Here is an 18,024-nt window from a genome sequence, read left to right on the forward strand (position 1 = left end):
GTCGCTCCAGGGCCGTCGCAGCAGCAGCTGCGACGGCCCTGGCCGTTCCCACAGCGGCGTACGGCAGGATGTGGGCCATGACGAGCGTGCAGAGAGACGTCGAGGACGCCCCCGGCCCCCAGGATGTCGTGCGGCCCACGCAGCAGGACGAGGTCGCGACGGCCGGCAGCGAGCTGATCGGCGGGCCCGTCGGCCGTTTCGCCCGGCTCGGGACCGGGCCCGGCTACGGCTGGCTGACGCCGGTGCGGGTCGTGGTGCTCGTGGCGCTCGGGATGTTCGCGCTCGGCATGGTGCAGAAGATGCCCTGCTACGACTGGGCCTGGTTCCAGGGCGCCACCTCCCAGTACACGCACGCCTGTTACTCCGACATCCCGCACCTCTATGTCGGGCGCGGCTTCGCCGACGACCTCGTCCCGTACTTCGACAGCTTCAACGGCGACATGCAGTACCTCGAATACCCCGTCCTGACCGGCCTGTTCATGGAGGTCGCCTCCTGGCTGACCCCGCACGGCGGCTCGATGCAGCACCGCGAGCAGGTCTACTGGATGGTCAACGCGGGGATGCTGATGATCTGTACGGCGGTCATCGCCGCCTGCGTCGCCCGCACGCACCGACGCCGCCCCTGGGACGCTCTGCTGCTCGCCCTGGCGCCCGCCTTCGCGCTCACCTCCACCATCAACTGGGACCTGTTCGCGGTCGCGCTGACGGCCGCGGCGATGCTGATGTGGTCGCGGAGCAGGCCCCTCGCCTTCGGGATTCTGATCGGCCTTGCGACCGCCGCGAAGCTCTACCCCGTACTGATCCTGGGGCCGGTTCTCCTGCTGTGCTGGCGGGCCAAGAAGTGGCGGGAGTTCCTGACCGCGCTGCTGGGCGCCGCAGCGGCCTGGCTGGTGGTGGACCTTCCGGTGATGTTCCTCGCCCCCGAGGGGTTCAAGAAGTTCTGGACCTTCAGCCACGACCGCGGGGTCGACTTCGGCTCGTTCTGGCTGATCATCCAGCAGCGCTGGGTCCCCAGCGGCCTCGACACCGACATGGTCAACGACGTCTCGATCCTGCTGATGCTGCTGGCCTGCGGTGGTTTGGCGGCGCTCGCCCTGATGGCGCCGCGACGTCCGCGCCTGGCCCAGCTCGCGTTCCTGGTCGTCGCGGCGTTCATCCTCACCAACAAGGTCTATTCACCGCAGTACGTACTGTGGCTGATCCCCCTCGCCGCCCTCGCCCGGCCGCGCTGGCGGGACTTCCTGATCTGGCAGGCCTGCGAGTCGATGTACTTCCTGGGCATCTGGCTCTACCTGGCGTTCATCGGCAGCGGCGACAAGCCGAAGGGGCTGCCGCAGGACGGCTATCAGTGGGCGATCATCCTGCACCTGGTGGGGACGCTGTACCTCTGCGCGGTGATCGTGCGGGACATCCTCATGCCGGAGCGCGACGTCGTACGCAAGGACGGATCGGACGACCCCTCGGGCGGTGTGCTGGACGGTGCGCCGGACGAGTTCGTCATGGGGGCCGCCGCGCATCCGCCGCGGCATGCCGCGCACCACTACGAGGACCAGGTCGTGGAGTGGGGCTCGGAGCACTGGAAACGGTAGCCGTACCAGCCGTACGCAGAGGAAAAGGGCTCCCCCGGACCAGCCGGAGGAGCCCTTTCCGCGTATCGCTCAGCTACGTGCTGCTGCTCAGCGGTCGACGAGGCGGTCGAACTGCGTTGTCGTGTGGCGCAGATGGGCCACCAGCTCGTCCCCCACCCGCGGCTCCTGCGCGTCCGAGGGCACGAACAGGATCGACACCTGCATGTGCGGCGGCTCGGCGAACCAGCGCTGCTTGCCCGCCCATACGAACGGCGACAGATTGCGGTTCACGGTCGCCAGACCCGCCCGCGCCACACCCTTGGCGCGCGGCATCATCCCGTGCAGCGCCTTCGGCGCCTCCAGGCCGACCCCGTGCGAGGTGCCGCCGGCGACGACGACCAGCCAGCCGTCCGATGCGGCCTTCTGCTGGCGGTAGCCGAAGCGGTCGCCCTTGGAGACGCGGGTGACGTCCAGGACGGCGCCCCGGTACTCCGTGGCCTCGTGGTCGCCCAGCCAGAGCCGGGTGCCGATCCGCGCACGGAAGCGGGTCTGCGGGAACTGCTGCTGCAGCCGGGCGAGTTCCTCGGCACGCAGATGGCTGACGAACATGGTGTGCAGCGGGAGGCGTGCGGACCGCAGCCGGTCCATCCAGCCGATGACCTCCTCGACGGCGTCGGAGCCGTCGGTGCGGTCGAGCGGCAGGTGCAGGGCGAAGCCCTCCAGCCGTACGTCATCGATCGCCGTCTGCAGCCGGCCGAGGTCCTCCTGGGCGACGCCGTGGCGCTTCATCGAGCTCATGCACTCGATGACGACGCGGGCGCCCACCAGGGCGTGCACGCCGTCGACGGAGGAGACCGAACGGATCACCCGGTCCGGCAGCGGAACGGGCTCCTCGCCCCGTCTGAAGGGCGTCAGGACGAGCAGGTCGCCGCCGAACCAGTCCTTCATCCGGGCCGCTTCGTAGGTGGTGCCGACGGCGAGCATGTCGGATCCGAAGCGGGTCACCTCGTCGGCGAGCCGTTCGTGGCCGAAGCCGTATCCGTTGCCCTTGCAGACCGGCACTATGCCCGGGAACTGCTCGGTGACCGACTTCTGGTGCGCCCGCCAGCGCGCGGTGTCGACGTAGAGGGAGAGCGCCATGGCCGGGCCCGGAACCTTTCTGATGGCTGCGGTGTATGAGAGGTATGAACGGTCTTGGGGGAAGGTCAGCGACGCGACATGTACATGTCGAGCGCCTTGTGGAGCAGCTTGTTCAGCGGGAAGTCCCACTCGCCGACGTACTCGACGGCCTCGCCGCCGGTGCCCACCTTGAACTGGATCAGGCCGAAGAGGTGGTCGGTCTCGTCCAGCGAGTCGGAGATGCCGCGCAGGTCGTACACCGTGGCGCCCATCGCGTACGCGTCGCGCAGCATTCGCCACTGCATCGCGTTCGAGGGCCGGACCTCGCGGCCGATGTTGTCGGAGGCACCGTAGGAGTACCAGACGTGGCCGCCGACGACGAGCATCGTCGCCGCGGAGAGGTTCACCCCGTTGTGGCGGGCGAAGTACAGGCGCATCCGGTTGGGGTCCTCGGAGTTGAGGACGGTCCACATGCGCTGGAAGTACGAGAGCGGGCGCGGGCGGAAGTGATCGCGCTCGGCCGTGATCTCGTACAGCCGCTGCCACTCGGCAAGGTCCTCGTAGCTGCCCTGGACGACCTCGACGCCGGCCTTCTCGGCCTTCTTGATGTTGCGCCGCCACAGTTGGTTGAAGCCCTTGAGGACGTCGTCGAGGGAGCGGCCCGCGAGCGGCACCTGGAAGACGTAGCGGGGCTGTACGTCACCGAAGCCGGCGCCGCCGTCCTCGCCCTGCTGCCAGCCCATCTTCCGCAGCCGGTCGGCGACTTCGAAGGCGCGCGGCTCGATGTGGCTGGCCTCGACGTCGCGCAGCCGCTTCACGTCCGGGTCCTGGATGCCCGACTTGATCGCGGTCGAGTTCCAGCGGCGGATGACGACGGGCGGGCCCATCTTCACCGAGAAGGCGCCCTGGTTCTTGAGGTGCGCCAGCATCGGCTGCAGCCAGTCGTCCAGGTTCGGGGCGTACCAGTTGATGACCGGGCCCTCGGGGAGGTACGCGAGATAGCGCTTGATCTTGGGCAGCTGCCGGTAGAGCACCAGGCCGGCGCCCACGAGCTCACCGGACTTGTCGAACCAGCCCAGGCTCTCGGAGCGCCACTCGGTCTTGACGTCTGCCCATGCCGGGACCTGGCAGTGACTCGCCGACGGCAGACTCTGGATGTAGGCCAGATGCTGCTCTCGGCTGATGGTCCTCAGGGTCAGGCTCATACGGGGCGCTCCTCGGCAGGCGTGTCTCGCGCCGAAGCCTACTGCGCCGGGGTTGCGCCCCGTCTGGCCGCAGGGGGAGTGAAGGGACCGCGGGCGCCGCTAGCCGCCCACCACCCCGCCGAAGAGGCCGCCGTGGGCCATGGCGATGAAGAAGCCGACGGCGGCGGCGCCGAGGCCGAGGATCACCAGGAACCTCTCGCGGGTCGTGACCGAGACGAACATCCCGTACGCACCGGTGAGGATCCCCACCAGGCCCGCCCAGGAGCTCAGCAGATGCAGGTTGTGGAAGAACGAGGTGGCGAAGGCCACCGCACCGAGGACCACGGTCAGCGCGACCAGGGTGTCCTGCAGCGGATGGGGCTTGCCGTCCGTGGCGAAGAGGGAGGCGGCGGGGTTGGGTCGTACTGCCTGTGCCATGAGGCACCTCCTGGCATAAGGCGGCGCAGAGTAGCGCCGCACACACCCGATGTGTACAGAGTGGCTCCCCCGACGGCCGGATTTCAACCGGAAGCCCGTGTGCGGGTACTCTGTACGGTCTGCACCGGTGTCTGCCCTCGCTGCACGGCAAGCCACCTCCTCAGGGAGATGAATTGTCAGTGGCGGCCGATACCGTTGCATACGCATCACGACCCTCCTGCCACGGAACGACCGTGGCCGCTGAGTCCAAAGGAGGTGGGTTCTACATGCGTCACTACGAAATGATGGTCATCCTCGACCCCGATCTCGAGGAGCGCGCTGTCTCCCCGCTGATCGAGAACTTCCTCTCCGTCGTCCGCGAGGGCAACGGAAAGGTTGAGAAGGTCGACACCTGGGGCCGTCGTCGTCTCGCTTACGAGATCAAGAAGAAGCCCGAGGGCATCTACTCGGTCATCGACCTGCAGGCCGAGCCTGCGGTCGTCAAGGAGCTCGACCGCCAGATGAACCTGAACGAGTCGGTCCTCCGGACCAAGGTCCTCCGTCCCGAGACCCACTGAGCTTCTAGCTCAGAGGTCATCGGGTCCGAGTAGCAACAAGCAGCCAGAAGCAATCCCCGCCGAGAGGTTCACCCATGGCAGGCGAGACCGTCATCACGGTCGTCGGCAATCTCGTCGACGACCCCGAGCTGCGCTTCACCCCGTCCGGTGCGGCGGTCGCGAAGTTCCGTGTCGCGTCCACTCCCCGCATCTTCGACCGGCAGACCAATGAGTGGAAGGACGGCGAAGGCCTGTTCCTCACCTGCTCGGTCTGGCGTCAGGCGGCGGAGAACGTCGCGGAGTCGCTTACGCGAGGCATGCGCGTCATCGTGCAGGGCCGGCTGAAGCAGCGGTCGTACGACGACCGCGAGGGCGTCAAGCGCACGGTCTACGAGCTGGACGTCGAGGAAGTCGGCCCCAGCCTCAAGAGCGCCACGGCCAAGGTCACCAAGACCAGTGGTCGCGGTGGTCAGGGCGGCCAGGGTGGCGGCTACGGCGGCGGAGGCGGCCAGCAGGGCGGCGGCAACTGGGGCGGAGCCCCCAGCGGAGGCCAGCAGGGCGGTGGCGGTGCACCCGCCGACGACCCGTGGGCCACCAGCGCGCCGGCCGGTGGCGGCCAGCAGCAGGGCGGCGGCAGCTGGGGCTCGAGCTCCGGCGGTGCCGGTGCCGGCAACTCTGGCGGCGGCTACTCGGACGAGCCGCCCTTCTAGGGCAGTTCGTTCCCACTTCTTGATCACACAGGAGAAACACCATGGCGAAGCCGCCTGTGCGCAAGCCTAAGAAGAAGGTCTGCGCTTTCTGCAAGGACAAGACCGTTTACGTGGACTACAAGGACACGAACATGCTGCGGAAGTTCATTTCCGACCGCGGCAAGATCCGTGCCCGCCGCGTGACCGGCAACTGCACGCAGCACCAGCGTGACGTCGCAACGGCTGTGAAGAACAGCCGTGAGATGGCGCTGCTGCCCTACACGTCGACCGCGCGATAAGGGAAGGGTGACCGAAAAATGAAGATCATCCTCACCCACGAGGTCGCTGGCCTCGGTTCCGCCGGTGACGTCGTTGACGTCAAGGACGGTTACGCCCGCAACTACCTGGTCCCGCGTGGTTTCGCGATCCGCTGGACCAAGGGTGGCGAGCAGGACGTGGCGCAGATTCGCCGCGCCCGCAAGATCCACGAGATCGCGACGATCGAGCAGGCCAACGAGGTCAAGGCCAAGCTCGAGAGCGTGAAGGTCCGTCTGGCTGTTCGCTCCGGCGACGCCGGCCGTCTCTTCGGCTCCGTCACCCCGGCGGACATCGCCGCGGCGATCAAGACCGCCGGTGGCCCGGTTGTCGACAAGCGCCGTGTCGAGCTCGGTTCGCCGATCAAGACCCTGGGCTCCCACGAGGTCTCCGTGCGTCTGCACGCCGACGTCGCTGCGAAGCTCGGCGTCGAGGTCGTTGCTGCCTGATCGCAGCAATCGCTCGTAGAGCAGTAGAGAGGGCCGCACCCCACGGGGTGCGGCCCTCTCGCTGTTTGCCTGTTTCACGTGAAACAGGCAAACAGGGAATCAGCGTCAGCGGGTGGCGCCGGTGACGAGCCAGCGGCCCGAGCGGGCGCGAAGCCAGAGCGTCGCCAGGCGGACCACCATCATCAGCGTCATGGCCCACCACAGGGCGGTCAGACCGCCGCCCAGCGCGGGGACCAGCAGCGCGGCCGGGGTGAAGACGGCCAGCGTGACGAGCATGGCCCAGGCCAGATAGGGGCCGTCGCCCGCGCCCATCAGTACGCCGTCGAGGACGAAGACGATCCCTGCGACGGGCTGCGCGACCGCCACCACCAGCAGAGTGGGGAGCAGGGCGTTCTGGACCGACGGGTCGCTGGTGAACAGCGGGATGAACAGGGGGCGGGCGACGGCGACCAGGATGCCGAGAACTGTTCCTGAGGCGACTCCCCACTGGACCATGCGCCGGCAGGCCTCCTGGGCGCCCTTGGTGTCACCGGCGCCCAGATAGCGGCCGATGATGGCCTGGCCCGCGATGGCGATGGCGTCGAGCGCGAAGGACAGCAGGCTCCACAGGGAGAGGACGATCTGATGGGCCGCGATCTCCGCGTCGCCCATACGGGCCGCGACGGCTGTGGCGATCATGAGGACGGCACGCAGCGAGAGCGTACGGACGAGAAGGGGCACCCCGGCCTGGGCGCAGGCCCGGATCCCGGCGGCGTCGGGGCGCAGTGAGGCTCCGTGGCGCCGGGCTCCCCGTACGACCACGATCAGATAGGCGGCCACCATGCCGAACTGGGCGATCACCGTGCCCCAGGCGGAGCCCGCGATGCCGAGCCCGGCGCCGTACACGAGACCGGCGTTGAGCGCCGCGTTGGCGGAGAAGCCGCCCACGGCGACGTACAGGGGCGTCCTGGTGTTCTGGAGGCCGCGGAGCACGCCTGTGGCGGCCAGGACGACCAGCATGGCGGGGATGCCGAGGCTGGAGATCCGGAGATACGTGACCGCGTAGGGGGACGCGGTGTCGGAGGTGCCGAAGAGGGAGACCAGCCAGGGGGCCGTGGGCAGTACGACGGCGATGACGGCGGCGCCGAGCAGCAGGGCCAGCCAGATGCCGTCCATGCCCTGGCGGATGGCCGACTGGAGATCTCCGGCGCCGACCCGGCGGGCGACGGCGGCGGTGGTGGCGTAGGCGAGGAAGACGAAGATGCTCACCGCGGTGGTGAGCAGAGCCGCGGCGACTCCGAGACCGGCCAGTTGCGGGGTGCCGAGATGGCCGACGACGGCACTGTCGACCATGACGAAGAGCGGCTCGGCGACGAGCGCGCCGAAGGCGGGGACGGCGAGAGAGACGATCTCCCGGTCGTGGAGTCTTCGACTGCGTTTCGGTGGAGCGGGGGCCTGTGCCATGGGCATCAATCTAATCTTCCACAGGTAAGAGATGCAATGCCTATTCGATCCTTACCTGGCGGTTCGTTTCCGCTTCGGCTGCGTGCCGTTTGTCGCGATCTTGGTCCGGTCGGGAAAGTTTTTCTCCCCCACAGCCGGTGGATGACGAAAGTGCAGGTCAAGTGAGGTGTCGGGGTGTGAGGAAATTGTTGTCCACAGCGCTGTCCCCCGGGTCGTGCACAGGTTTTGGCGACTTCTCCACAGCAACGGGTCCGTCACCCACAGGGCCTGTGGATAACCAGATTGGCTGACGTCGGCGACAGGCCTACCGTGGACCGTCGCCCGACGCGCCGGAATCGGAGCCGGGCGTCTCATTTGTCAGAGCCGTGCCGTAAGAAAGAGTGGCACGGCGAGGTCCGCGGAGCGGACGGGAGGAGGCGGCCCGGTGAGCATTTCCGAGCCCTTGGACGACCCCTGGGCCGACAGCGGTCCTGGTGACCGTCTGCCCGCCCGTAGGAAGCGCGGCGAAGGCAACGGCGGCGGCCGCGAGCAGCACGACCGGGGTGGCGAGGGCGGTGGCTGGGACGGCGGGGGACCCTCCGCCTTCGAGCGGGTCCCCCCGCAGGACATCGATGCGGAGCAGTCCGTACTCGGCGGCATGCTGCTCTCCAAGGACGCCATCGCGGACGTGGTGGAGGTCCTCAAGGGCAACGACTTCTACCGTCCCGCCCACGAGACCGTCTACCTGGCGATCCTCGACCTCTACGCCAAGGGCGAGCCGGCCGACCCGATCACCGTCGCCGCGGAGCTGGTCAAGCGCGGTGAGATCACCAAGGTCGGCGGGGCGCCGTACCTGCACACGCTCGTCCAGTCGGTGCCGACGGCCGCCAACGCCGTGTACTACGCGGAGATCGTCCACGAGCGGGCGGTGCTGCGTCGTCTCGTCGAGGCCGGCACGAAGATCACGCAGATGGGATACGCCGCCGACGGCGACGTCGACGACATCGTCAACTCGGCCCAGGCCGCGATCTATGCGGTCACCGAGCAGCGCACCACCGAGGACTATCTGCCGCTCGGCGACATCATGGAAGGCGCGCTCGACGAGATCGAGGCGATCGGTTCGCGCAGCGGCGAGATGACCGGTGTGCCCACGGGCTTCACCGACCTCGACCAGCTCACCAACGGTCTGCACCCGGGCCAGATGATCATCATCGCCGCCCGTCCCGCCATGGGTAAGTCGACGCTGGCGCTGGACTTCGCCCGTGCCTGCTCGATCCAGCACAACCTGCCGAGCGTGATCTTCTCGCTCGAAATGGGGCGCAACGAGATCGCGATGCGACTGCTCTCGGCCGAGGCCCGGGTCGCGCTGCACCACATGCGTTCCGGAACCATGACCGACGAGGACTGGACCCGGCTGGCCCGCCGTATGCCAGATGTCACCCAGGCGCCGCTCTACATCGACGACTCCCCGAACCTGTCGATGATGGAGATCCGCGCCAAGTGCCGCCGGCTGAAGCAGCGCGCGGGCATCAAACTCGTGGTCATCGACTATCTGCAGCTGATGCAGGCGGGCGGATCCAAGCGGTCCGAGAGCCGCCAGCAGGAAGTCTCCGACATGTCGCGAAACCTCAAGCTCCTCGCCAAGGAGCTCGAGGTGCCGGTCATCGCGCTCTCGCAGCTGAACCGTGGCCCCGAGCAGCGGACCGACAAGAAGCCGATGGTCTCCGACCTGCGTGAATCCGGATCGATCGAGCAGGACGCGGACATGGTGATCCTGCTCCACCGCGAGGATGCGTACGAGAAGGAGTCGCCGCGCGCGGGCGAGGCGGACATCATCGTGGGCAAGCACCGTAATGGTCCGACGGCGACGATCACGGTCGCCTTCCAGGGCCACTACTCGCGCTTCGTGGACATGGCGCAGACCTAGACCGGCCGTGCGGTGAGCGAGGCGGCCAGCGCTCTGACGACCTCGGAGGCCATCACCGCCTGGCCCGCCGTGGCGAAGTGGATGCCGTCGGCGCTGAGCAGGCCGGGCCGGGAGTTCACCGGGTGGTCCCACATGTCGACGAGTACGGCGCCGTGTTCGGCGGCCAGTCGGCGAGTGAGGTCGTTGAGCCGGCGGACCCGCTCCTGCCAGTCCGGGAAGTGCGGGAGCTGGAAGGCGCTGCCCAGGGTGAAGACCGTCAGGCGGGCGCCGGTGCCTGTGGCGAGTTCGTACACGCACCGGAGCGTCCGCTCGATCTGCGGGAAGTCGGGGTCGGGACGGAACAGGTCGTTCGCGCCGCTCGGCAGGTGGATCAGGTCGGGGCGGTACGTGATTACCCGGTCGGTCTGTGTCCTCAGCGCCCTGACGGTCGTCGCTCCGACCTCGGCGGTGTTGAGGTAGGCCAGGCCGGGATGGATGCGGCGCAGGATGTCCGCGAGGCGGTCGGGCCAGCCCAGGTTCGCGTAGCCGGGGCTCGGGTCGCCGGTGCCTGCCGAGAGGCTGTCGCCGAGGACGGCGAACCGGTGCCAGGGGGCGTCGTGGAGAAGCTCGGCGGCGCTCGCGGGCGACAGGCAGTAGGGGTCGGTCTCTTCGGTGAGGGAGGGCGCTGTTGCTGTCATAAACAAAACGTACGACCGGTCGTACTTCTATGGCAAGGCATGGCAGGATGGGGACATGACCGAGCTGGGGACAACCGACCGGCGCCTGCTGCGCGGTGCGCAGACCAGGCAGACGATCGCCCGTCACGCCGCCGACGTGGCCTCCGCCGAGGGACTGGCCGGGCTCAGCATCGGCCGCCTCGCCACCGATCTCGGGCTCAGCAAGAGCGGGGTGCAGACCCTCTTCGGTACGAAGGAGAAGCTGCAGATCGCCGCCGCCGGAGCCGCTCGCGAGGCATTTCTGGAGGCTGTCGTGCGCCCCGCGGCCGCCGCCCCGCGCGGCGCCGCAGGACTGCGCGCGCTGACCGAGCGCTGGATCGCGTACGCCGAGACACCCCTCTTCCCCGGCGGTTGCTTCTGGGTGGCCAATCTCGCCGACTTCGACAGCCGGCCGGGGGAGGTCCGTGACGTGCTCTTCGGTCACCACCGCGACTGGCTCGCGGCCATCGCGGGCGAGCTGCGCGAGGCTGTCCGTACGGGCGAGATCGCCGAGCTCGACGTCGACCTCGCGGCCTTCCAGATCGACGCGGTGCTCTCCGCGGCGAACATCGCCCTGCGCACCGGCGACAGCGGTGCCACGGACAGGGTGCGTCGGGTGGTCGAAGCGTTCCTCGCCGGGGGCCCGGCTTAATCGGTCGACGGCTGAGGGCTGTTGGGGTACCTCTCGACCATGACTTCTTCCGCGATTCCCGAACTCCTTCCCTCCACCCGGCGGGCCCTGCTGCACCGCATCGCCGTCGGACAGACCGAGGGGCGCGCCCCTTCGCTGGTCGGGGCGGTGATGAGGGACGGGCAGATGGTGTGGTCCGGGGCCCGCAGCTGTGTGGAGGGGCACGATCCGGATGCGGACACGCAGTATCGGATCGGGTCGATCACCAAGACCTTCACGGCGGTTGTGGTGATGCGGCTGCGCGACGAGGGGCTCCTCGACCTCGGGGATCAGCTGGAGAAGCATCTGCCGGGCACGGGTGTCGGGGACGTGACGATCGCTCAGCTGCTCGCCCACACGGCCGGGATGCCGGCGGAGACCCCGGGCGAGTGGTGGGAGCGGACGCCGGGCACGGACCGCCCGGAGCTCGCCGATGTGCTGGGCGAGCGGCCGGGAATGCACCCGGTGGGACGGCTCCACCACTACTCCAACCCCGGTTACACGCTGCTGGGTTCCCTGATCGAGGCGGTGCGCGGCGAGCCGTGGGCCGATGTGGTGCGGCGGGAGGTCTGTCTGCCGCTGGGCATGGAGCGTACGAGCGCACAGCCCGAGGCGCCGGCCGCGGGCGGCTGGGCCGTGCACCCCTGGGCCGATGTGATGCTGCCGGAGCCCACCGAGGACCTGGGGCTGATGGCGCCTGCGGGACAACTGTGGTCCACAGCGGGCGACTTGTGCCGCTTTGGTGCATTTCTGGCCGCGGGCGACGAGCAGGTGCTGAGCGCCGATTCCGTACGGGAGATGCGGACGCCCGCGGCGCCCCCCGGCGACGGGGAGTGGGACGGCGGCTACGGGCTCGGGGTGCAGCTGTCGCGGCGCGACGGGCGCTCGCTGGCGGGGCACACAGGGTCGCTGCCGGGGTTCGTCGCCACGCTCTGGGTGAGCGTGGACGACGGGGTGGCGGCCGTGGCGCTGGCCAATGCGACGTCGGGGGCGGCGGTCGGCGCGGTGGCGGCGGATCTGCTGCGGATCACCGCTGACGCGGAGCCGAGGATTCCGGAGCCGTGGCGGCCGCTGCCGGAGATCGACCCGAAGCTCCTGGAGCTGGCCGGCCCCTGGTACTGGGGGACTCACTCCTACGCGCTGCGCGTGGCGGCGGACGGCGGGGTCGAGCTCGGACCGCTGCGCGGCACCGGGCGGAGCTCGCGCTTCCGGGCGGAGGCGGACGGGACGTGGACCGGGCTCGACGGTTACTACCTGGGGGAGACGCTGCGGGCCGTGCGGCGCGAGGACGGCTCGGTGAGCCATCTGGATCTGGGCTCGTTCGTCTACGTACGCGAGCCGTACGAGGCCGGGGGCGCGGTCCCCGGCGGCGGCGTGGACCAGGCCGGCTGGCGCGGCCTACCCCGCTGAGAGTTCGCGCTCCAGCGGCGTACGGAACCGGGGCGTGATCCGGGCCTCGCCCACCCACCCCGACAGGCGCGCCGCCTCGGCTTCGACCGCCCGGGCGGCCGCCTTGCCGGGGTCCTTGAGCAGCCTCCAGACGATCTCGCCGTCCGCGCGCTGGGCCCAGCCGCCGACGATCTCGCCGTTCCACCACACGGTCGGGCCGATGTTGCCCGAGCGGTCGAAGAGGGCGGGGCGGTGGTCCGCGGCGAGATGGAAGGAACGGTCCGCCCAGCCCATCGCGCTGGGGTCCAGGCCGGGCAGCAGCGCGGCCCAGGGCTCCGGCGCGGGGTCGGGGGCGGTGTCGCCGGGGGCCACGACCCCCCGGCTGCCGTCGTCGAGTTGGACCTCTTCGGCGCCGGTGGCCGCGAGGGCCTTCCGTACGTCCGTGAGCGTCCAGCCCGTCCACCACTTGAGGTCGGCCTCGGTGGCGGGACCGTAGCTCCGCAGATAGCTCTGGGCGAGCTCCGCCCTCGCCTCGGCGGCGGGCGTCACCGGCCACGGCTCGCTCGCCGTCCAGCGGAACTGGCTGGAGGTCCACGAGCCGCGCGGCCGGTCGCGGCGGATGCGGCCCTCAGCGGCCAGGACGCGCAGGACGCGGGAGGCGACGCCCTGTTCGGTCTCCCACTTCTTGCCGGGGAAGACCGTGATCTTCGTACGGAGTGCGGGGACGGCGGCGGAGAGTTCACTTCCGGTCGCGTGCGTACGGGAGGAGAGCTCGGCCAGCGTGGCGTCCTCCGCGGCGGCCAGCCAGTCGGCGTCGAGGCCGCCCGGGTCCTCCGCGAAGTGCTTGAGGAGGGTCTTGCGCTCCTTGGCGGCGATGGCGCGGGCGGTGGACGCGTCGACGGCGGGGGCGAGTTCGCGGGAGACGACGAAGAGGGTGTTGCGCAGCGAGAGCGCCCGGACCAGCGTGACGTCCTCGTACAGCGCCTGCTCGACGGCCGCGACGCTCGCGTCGGTCAGGCGCGCGCAGGCGGAGAGGAAGACGGTCGCCGCGTCGGTGGCGTGCAGGGCGACGACCGCGTCGGCGGCCTCGACCGCGGTGGCGGCCCGGGTGGAGGGGGCCAGGAGGTGGCGGCGGCCGAGGCGGGCACGGCGCTGTTCGTCGCTGATCCGGTGCACGTCAACGTCCTTCGGTCGCGTCAGAGTTGGAGCTTGAACCCCAGGTGGGAGGCGGTGAAGCCGAGCCGCTCGTAGAAGCGGTGGGCATCGGTGCGGGTGGCGTCGGAGGTCAGCTGGACCAACTGGCAGCCCTGGAGCCGGGATTCGGCGACGGCCCACTCGATGAGCTGGGTGCCGAGGCCGCTGCCGCGTTCGTCGGCGTGGATGCGTACGCCCTCGATGACCGAGCGGGTGGAGCCGCGGCGCGAGAGGCCGGGGATCACGGTCAGCTGGAGGGTGCCGACGACCTTGGTGTCGCGTACGGCGACGACCACGTGCTGGTTCGGGTCCGCGGCGAGGCGCGCGAAGGCCGTCTCGTACGGGTCGAGGTCGTCGGGGGACTCCCGCTGGGCGCCCAGCGGGTCGTCGGCGAGCATCGCCACGATCGCCGGGAGGTCGTCGGGGGCGGCGGGGCGTATCTCCAGATCGCTCATGATCTGGAGGTTATACGGCCGGGACCGGGGCCTTCAGGTCTTCGACCGCGCGCACCAGCGGTGCCAGCTCCGGGTTCGTCGCGGCCTCGTCGAGGGCCTCGCGCAGCGCCCTGTCATTGGTGGGGCGGGCCCGGTCGAGCAGGGCGAGGCCGGCCTCGGTGACGTCGGTGTAGATGCCCCGGCGGTCGGTGTCGCACAGGTAGCGGGTCAGCAGGTGGCGGTCCTCCAGGCGCGTGACCAGGCGGGTCGTGGCGCTCTGGCTGAGGACGACGGCGTCGGCGACCTGCTTCATCTGCAGGTGACCGCCGGGGCCGCTGTGCTGCCGGCTCAGGACGTCGAGGAGGGAGTACTCGCGCACGCTCAGCCCGTGTCCGGACTGGAGGGCCTTCTCGATGTGGGCGTCGATGCGGCCGTGCAGCAGGGAGAGGGCGCACCAGCCCTGGGAGAGGGCGGTGAGTGCGGGGTCGGTGGCTGTCATGAGGTCCTCTTCTCCTCCTCCGTGCCGGAGCGGCTGGGATCCAGGATAGGGCACGGGCGCAATAGCCAGCGTTTGCAATTAATCGGCGTCTGCAAGTATTGTCTCTGCATGTAAGGCGCTCGTGCAATCTTTCCGGGAAGGTGAAACCCCATGCCCCTCGCGCTCCTCGCCCTCGCCATCGGGGCGTTCGGTATCGGAACCACCGAGTTCGTGATCATGGGCCTGATGCCGCAGATCGCGGACACCTTCCAGGTCTCGATCCCCACGGCCGGCTTCCTCGTCACCGGTTACGCCCTCGGGGTCGTCGCCGGTGCCCCGCTGATGACCGCCCTCGGCACCCGCATCGCACGCAAGAGGATGCTGATGCTGCTGATGGGGCTCTTCATCGTCGGCAATGTCGTCTCGGCGCTCGCGCCCGTCTTCGGCGTCATGCTCGCCGGGCGGATCGTCGCCTCCCTGGCCCACGGTGCCTTCTTCGGCATCGGCTCGGTGGTCGCGGCCGATCTCGTCGCCCCCGAGAAGAAGGCCGGGGCGATCGCCACGATGTTCACCGGACTGACCCTGGCCAATGTCATCGGCGTACCGCTGGGCACGCTCATCGGGCAGGACATCGGCTGGCGCCTGACGTTCCTGATCGTCGCCTTCCTCGGGGTCCTCGGCCTCTTCGGCGTCGCCAAGCTCGTCCCCGAGCAGCCCAGGACCGAAGGCGTACGGCTGCGCCACGAGATCGCCGCCTTCCGCAATGTGCAGGTGCTGCTCGCCATGGCGATGACGGTGCTGGGCTTCGGCGGGGTCTTCGCCGCGATCACGTACATCTCGCCGATGATGACCTCGGTCGCCGGCTTCTCGGAGTCCTCCGTCACCTGGCTGCTCGTCCTCTTCGGACTCGGCATGGTCGCGGGCAACCTCATCGGCGGGAAGTTCGCCGACCGGGCGCTGATGCCGCTGCTGTACGTCTCCCTGGGCGGCCTCGCCCTGGTGCTCGCCCTCTTCACGGTCACCGCGCACCACCAGATCGCGGCGGCCGTCACGATCTTCCTGATCGGCGGACTCGGGTTCGCGACCGTACCGCCGCTGCAGAAGCGCGTACTCGACCAGGCCGCCGGTGCGCCGACCCTGGCCTCCGCCGTGAACATCGGCGCCTTCAACCTGGGCAACGCGCTCTCCGCCTGGCTCGGCGGGATCGTCATCGCGGCCGGGCTCGGCTACACCGCGCCCAACTGGGTCGGGGCGGTCCTCGCGGGCTCGGCCCTGGTACTGGCGGTCGTCTCCAGCGGCCTGGAGCGGCGGAGCGGGTCCCGGAGCCGGATCGTCGCCGGTGCGCCGGCGGTCGGGACGGAGCGGGCCGCCGTGCCCGCCGAGCGCTGAGGCGCGGACGCCGTCAGCCGGCCGCGACCGTCAGAGGCGTGAAGCGGCGGGTCCAGTCGCCTGGCAGGGCGGGGATTCCGTAGGTCATCACCGCGTTGAAGGAGACCGGCTCCAGGCCGTTCTCCTTCAGCCAGTTGAGGAGCTCCTCGTGGCGTACGTCGACATCCGTACGGAACGGGCGGTCGGTGCCCTCCGCCAGGGAGGAGACCAGCGCCTTCGCGGTCTCCGTGTCGCGGGCGATCAGCGGGCCGATGACGTGGGTGTCCATATTGGGCCAGGCCGCCGCGTAGCCGGTGATGCCGTTCGCGTCCTGGGCGACGCGGAGCTGGTCGGCGAAGGCCGGGAGGCGCGCGAGGACATGGGTGCGGTCGGCGCCGAACACCTCGGCGTCCAGGCGCAGGATCGCGGGCAGATCGTCCGCCGTGGCCGGGCGGGTGGCGACGGTGGGCGCCGGGCCCGACGGGCGGAAGTGGCCCCGGACCATCTCGGCCCGGCCCGTCGTCCCGAAGCCGAGCTCCTCGTAGAGCGGGCGGCCGTACGGGGTGGCGTGGAGGGTGAGGGGAGTGCCGGAGAACTCGGCGAGCACATGCTTCATCAGCCGGCGCCCGATCCCCTGGCGGGCATGGCGCTCGGCCACCAACACCATGCCGATGGCGGCCAGTTCGGGACCGTACGACGTGACCACACAGGCGGTGGCCAGGCCCTTGCCCGACGGGTCGTCGATGCCGTACCCGGTGCCTGCCGCGAGCAGCAGCCCCCACTTGTACTCCTCGCGCGGCCAGCCGCGGTCTTCGGAGAGGTCGGCGCAGGAGATGAGGTCGCCGGGGGTGAGCCGGCGAATGGGGAGCTCGGCGAGCGGTGAGGGCATGGGGATCAGGCTGACGGATGCGGCGGTACGGCGTCCACCGCTTTCCGTGAGGCCGAGCGGTGGATTCGGCCGCGCTTCGTCAGCCCCCAGGGTTTGAGCACGGAGAGGGCCGTCATGAAGAAGTACGCGGTGGACGCGACGACCGGCGCGGCGACCAGGCTGCTGTCGGGGAGGCCGCTCGCCGCGGCGTCGTTGATGCCGGGCCGGAGCGCGAAGGCCGAGGCGGCGAGCGTGACGAGGGTGAGCCAGAACTTCGTCCGGACCCAGTGGTACCGGGCCAGACCCCAGGGCGTACGGAGGGAGAGCACCACCCCGGTGCCGAGGGTCAGCACGGCGACCGGGACGACCAGCCAGTCGCCGAAGACCTTCATCGAGCGGTACGTGGCGCGCGTGATGTCGGGGCTGCCCGAGGTCCAGGCGGTGATGCCCAGCGCGAGCAGCCCGACCGTGAGGCCCAACCAGCTCACGGAGACGGCGACATGGGCGACGAGGAGGGCCCGGCGGGCGGGTCGGGTCAGCGGTTTCACGTGAAACATCGTGTCTGGGGCGAGGGGGCGGGGGAGTCTTCCCCAGGGAGTAAGCCTCTGTACTAGCGTCGGCGTACATGGCGCGACTTCACCTCTTCGACCTGGACGGCACGCTGATACGGGGATCGGCGGCCCCGGTGGAGATATCCCGGCAGCTGGGGCTCCTCGAGGAGATCGGGGTGCTGGAACGCGAGCTCGTCACCGGCCTCATAGCTCCCACGGACTACGCGCTGCGGGCGCATGCGCTCTGGACCGACCTCACCGTGGCGCACGTGGCCGCCGCCTTCGAGACGGCGCCATGGCTCGCCGGAATCCAGGAGGTGTGGCGGGAGATACGCGAGCGCGGCGACTACTGCGCCGTCATCTCGCTCTCCCCGTCGTTCTTCGTGGAGCGGCTCCTCGGCTGGGGCGCCCACGCCGCGCACGGCTCCCGCTTCCCCGACGTGCCGTTCACCCGTCCCATCGATCTGGCGGGCATCCTCAGCCCGGCCGCGAAGGTGCTGGTGGCGGACCGGCTCTGTACGGAGTTCGGAGTCGGCCGGGACGACTGTGTCGCGTACGGGGACTCGATGTCGGACGTGGAACTCTTCGGCGCCGTACCGGTGTCGGTGGCGGTCAACGCCGACCACCATGTTGCGGGACTGGCCACGTACACCTATGCGGGCGGTGATCTGCGTGAGGCCTACGCGCTGACACAGGGCACTGGAGCCTAACCGCAAAGCGACCGTCACCA

At 69.9% G+C, this 18,024-nt stretch carries 20 protein-coding genes; 10 read left to right on the plus strand and 10 right to left on the minus strand.

What is annotated here, in order from left to right; translation table 11 throughout:
• Positions 1-68: 68 nt before the first annotated feature.
• The gene (locus OG707_RS19650) at positions 69-1,589 is read left to right on the plus strand and encodes a glycosyltransferase family 87 protein (protein ID WP_443071490.1); all 1,521 of its coding nucleotides are present in this window, start codon (positions 69-71) and stop codon (positions 1,587-1,589) included.
• Positions 1,590-1,676: 87 nt separating this feature from the next.
• Here the strand turns inward: OG707_RS19650 and OG707_RS19655 are convergent, their stop codons facing one another.
• From OG707_RS19655 to OG707_RS19665, 3 genes are all read right to left on the minus strand, one after another.
• Complete coding sequence (locus OG707_RS19655) at positions 1,677-2,708, minus strand: alanine racemase (RefSeq protein WP_329120064.1); 1,032 nt, start codon at positions 2,706-2,708, stop codon at positions 1,677-1,679.
• Between the two features lie 65 nt (positions 2,709-2,773).
• Positions 2,774-3,892 carry a lipid II:glycine glycyltransferase FemX gene (locus OG707_RS19660; protein WP_329120066.1) on the minus strand — a complete coding sequence of 373 codons (1,119 nt, stop codon included), beginning with the start codon at positions 3,890-3,892 and terminating at the stop codon, positions 2,774-2,776.
• 99 nt (positions 3,893-3,991) lie between these two features.
• Positions 3,992-4,309: a hypothetical protein gene (locus tag OG707_RS19665; RefSeq protein ID WP_329120068.1), complete on the minus strand. Its 318-nt coding sequence runs from the start codon at positions 4,307-4,309 to the stop codon at positions 3,992-3,994.
• A 266-nt stretch (positions 4,310-4,575) separates the two neighbouring features.
• Between OG707_RS19665 and rpsF the strand changes: the two genes are divergently transcribed.
• From rpsF to rplI, 4 genes are all read left to right on the plus strand, one after another.
• The gene (rpsF, locus tag OG707_RS19670) at positions 4,576-4,866 is read left to right on the plus strand and encodes a 30S ribosomal protein S6 (RefSeq protein ID WP_159689873.1); all 291 of its coding nucleotides are present in this window, start codon (positions 4,576-4,578) and stop codon (positions 4,864-4,866) included.
• A gap of 74 nt (positions 4,867-4,940) precedes the next feature.
• Positions 4,941-5,555 (plus strand): single-stranded DNA-binding protein, encoded by a 615-nt coding sequence (locus OG707_RS19675; protein WP_329120070.1) that lies wholly within the window; start codon positions 4,941-4,943, stop codon positions 5,553-5,555.
• A gap of 41 nt (positions 5,556-5,596) precedes the next feature.
• On the plus strand, positions 5,597-5,833 hold the full coding sequence (gene rpsR / locus OG707_RS19680; RefSeq protein ID WP_003956534.1) for a 30S ribosomal protein S18: 237 nt from the start codon (positions 5,597-5,599) through the stop codon (positions 5,831-5,833).
• An 18-nt stretch (positions 5,834-5,851) separates the two neighbouring features.
• Positions 5,852-6,298 carry a 50S ribosomal protein L9 gene (gene rplI / locus OG707_RS19685; RefSeq protein ID WP_329120072.1) on the plus strand — a complete coding sequence of 149 codons (447 nt, stop codon included), beginning with the start codon at positions 5,852-5,854 and terminating at the stop codon, positions 6,296-6,298.
• A gap of 105 nt (positions 6,299-6,403) precedes the next feature.
• Here the strand turns inward: rplI and OG707_RS19690 are convergent, their stop codons facing one another.
• Positions 6,404-7,741 carry an MATE family efflux transporter gene (locus OG707_RS19690; protein ID WP_329120075.1) on the minus strand — a complete coding sequence of 446 codons (1,338 nt, stop codon included), beginning with the start codon at positions 7,739-7,741 and terminating at the stop codon, positions 6,404-6,406.
• Between the two features lie 424 nt (positions 7,742-8,165).
• Here OG707_RS19690 and dnaB point away from each other — a divergent pair, with 424 nt between their 5' ends.
• The gene (gene dnaB, locus OG707_RS19695; protein WP_329120077.1) at positions 8,166-9,647 is read left to right on the plus strand and encodes a replicative DNA helicase; all 1,482 of its coding nucleotides are present in this window, start codon (positions 8,166-8,168) and stop codon (positions 9,645-9,647) included.
• Here dnaB and OG707_RS19700 read toward each other — a convergent pair.
• On the minus strand, positions 9,644-10,324 hold the full coding sequence (locus OG707_RS19700; protein WP_329120079.1) for an SGNH/GDSL hydrolase family protein: 681 nt from the start codon (positions 10,322-10,324) through the stop codon (positions 9,644-9,646). The genes dnaB and OG707_RS19700 overlap by 4 nt on opposite strands.
• 55 nt (positions 10,325-10,379) lie before the next feature.
• Here OG707_RS19700 and OG707_RS19705 point away from each other — a divergent pair, with 55 nt between their 5' ends.
• Together OG707_RS19705 and OG707_RS19710 are read left to right on the plus strand one after the other, a co-directional pair.
• Positions 10,380-10,994: a TetR/AcrR family transcriptional regulator gene (locus OG707_RS19705; protein ID WP_329120081.1), complete on the plus strand. Its 615-nt coding sequence runs from the start codon at positions 10,380-10,382 to the stop codon at positions 10,992-10,994.
• Positions 10,995-11,033: 39 nt separating this feature from the next.
• A complete protein-coding gene (locus OG707_RS19710) occupies positions 11,034-12,422 on the plus strand; it encodes a serine hydrolase domain-containing protein (RefSeq protein ID WP_329120084.1) in 1,389 nt (462 codons plus the stop codon).
• Here OG707_RS19710 and OG707_RS19715 read toward each other — a convergent pair.
• The 3 genes from OG707_RS19715 to OG707_RS19725 are packed head-to-tail and all read right to left on the minus strand — an operon-like array spanning position 12,411 to position 14,528.
• On the minus strand, positions 12,411-13,577 hold the full coding sequence (locus tag OG707_RS19715; RefSeq protein WP_329120086.1) for a winged helix DNA-binding domain-containing protein: 1,167 nt from the start codon (positions 13,575-13,577) through the stop codon (positions 12,411-12,413). The genes OG707_RS19710 and OG707_RS19715 overlap by 12 nt on opposite strands.
• A 20-nt stretch (positions 13,578-13,597) precedes the next feature.
• The gene (locus OG707_RS19720; RefSeq protein ID WP_329120088.1) at positions 13,598-14,050 is read right to left on the minus strand and encodes a GNAT family N-acetyltransferase; all 453 of its coding nucleotides are present in this window, start codon (positions 14,048-14,050) and stop codon (positions 13,598-13,600) included.
• Positions 14,051-14,060: 10 nt separating this feature from the next.
• Positions 14,061-14,528: a MarR family winged helix-turn-helix transcriptional regulator gene (locus tag OG707_RS19725; RefSeq protein ID WP_329120090.1), complete on the minus strand. Its 468-nt coding sequence runs from the start codon at positions 14,526-14,528 to the stop codon at positions 14,061-14,063.
• Positions 14,529-14,678: 150 nt separating this feature from the next.
• On the opposite strand from OG707_RS19725, the gene OG707_RS19730 reads away from it, so the two are divergent.
• On the plus strand, positions 14,679-15,896 hold the full coding sequence (locus tag OG707_RS19730) for an MFS transporter (protein ID WP_329120092.1): 1,218 nt from the start codon (positions 14,679-14,681) through the stop codon (positions 15,894-15,896).
• A gap of 13 nt (positions 15,897-15,909) precedes the next feature.
• Here OG707_RS19730 and OG707_RS19735 read toward each other — a convergent pair whose 3' ends face one another.
• Together OG707_RS19735 and OG707_RS19740 are read right to left on the minus strand one after the other, a co-directional pair.
• Complete coding sequence (locus OG707_RS19735) at positions 15,910-16,764, minus strand: GNAT family N-acetyltransferase (RefSeq protein WP_329120094.1); 855 nt, start codon at positions 16,762-16,764, stop codon at positions 15,910-15,912.
• Between the two features lie 5 nt (positions 16,765-16,769).
• Positions 16,770-17,291, minus strand: a complete 522-nt coding sequence (locus OG707_RS19740; RefSeq protein ID WP_329120096.1) for a DUF2269 domain-containing protein — start codon at positions 17,289-17,291, stop codon at positions 16,770-16,772.
• Between the two features lie 77 nt (positions 17,292-17,368).
• Between OG707_RS19740 and OG707_RS19745 the strand changes: the two genes are divergently transcribed.
• Complete coding sequence (locus OG707_RS19745) at positions 17,369-18,004, plus strand: HAD family hydrolase (protein WP_329120098.1); 636 nt, start codon at positions 17,369-17,371, stop codon at positions 18,002-18,004.
• Positions 18,005-18,024: the final 20 nt, after the last annotated feature.

Source organism: Streptomyces sp. NBC_01465, from assembly GCF_036227325.1.
GTDB lineage: Bacteria > Actinomycetota > Actinomycetes > Streptomycetales > Streptomycetaceae > Streptomyces.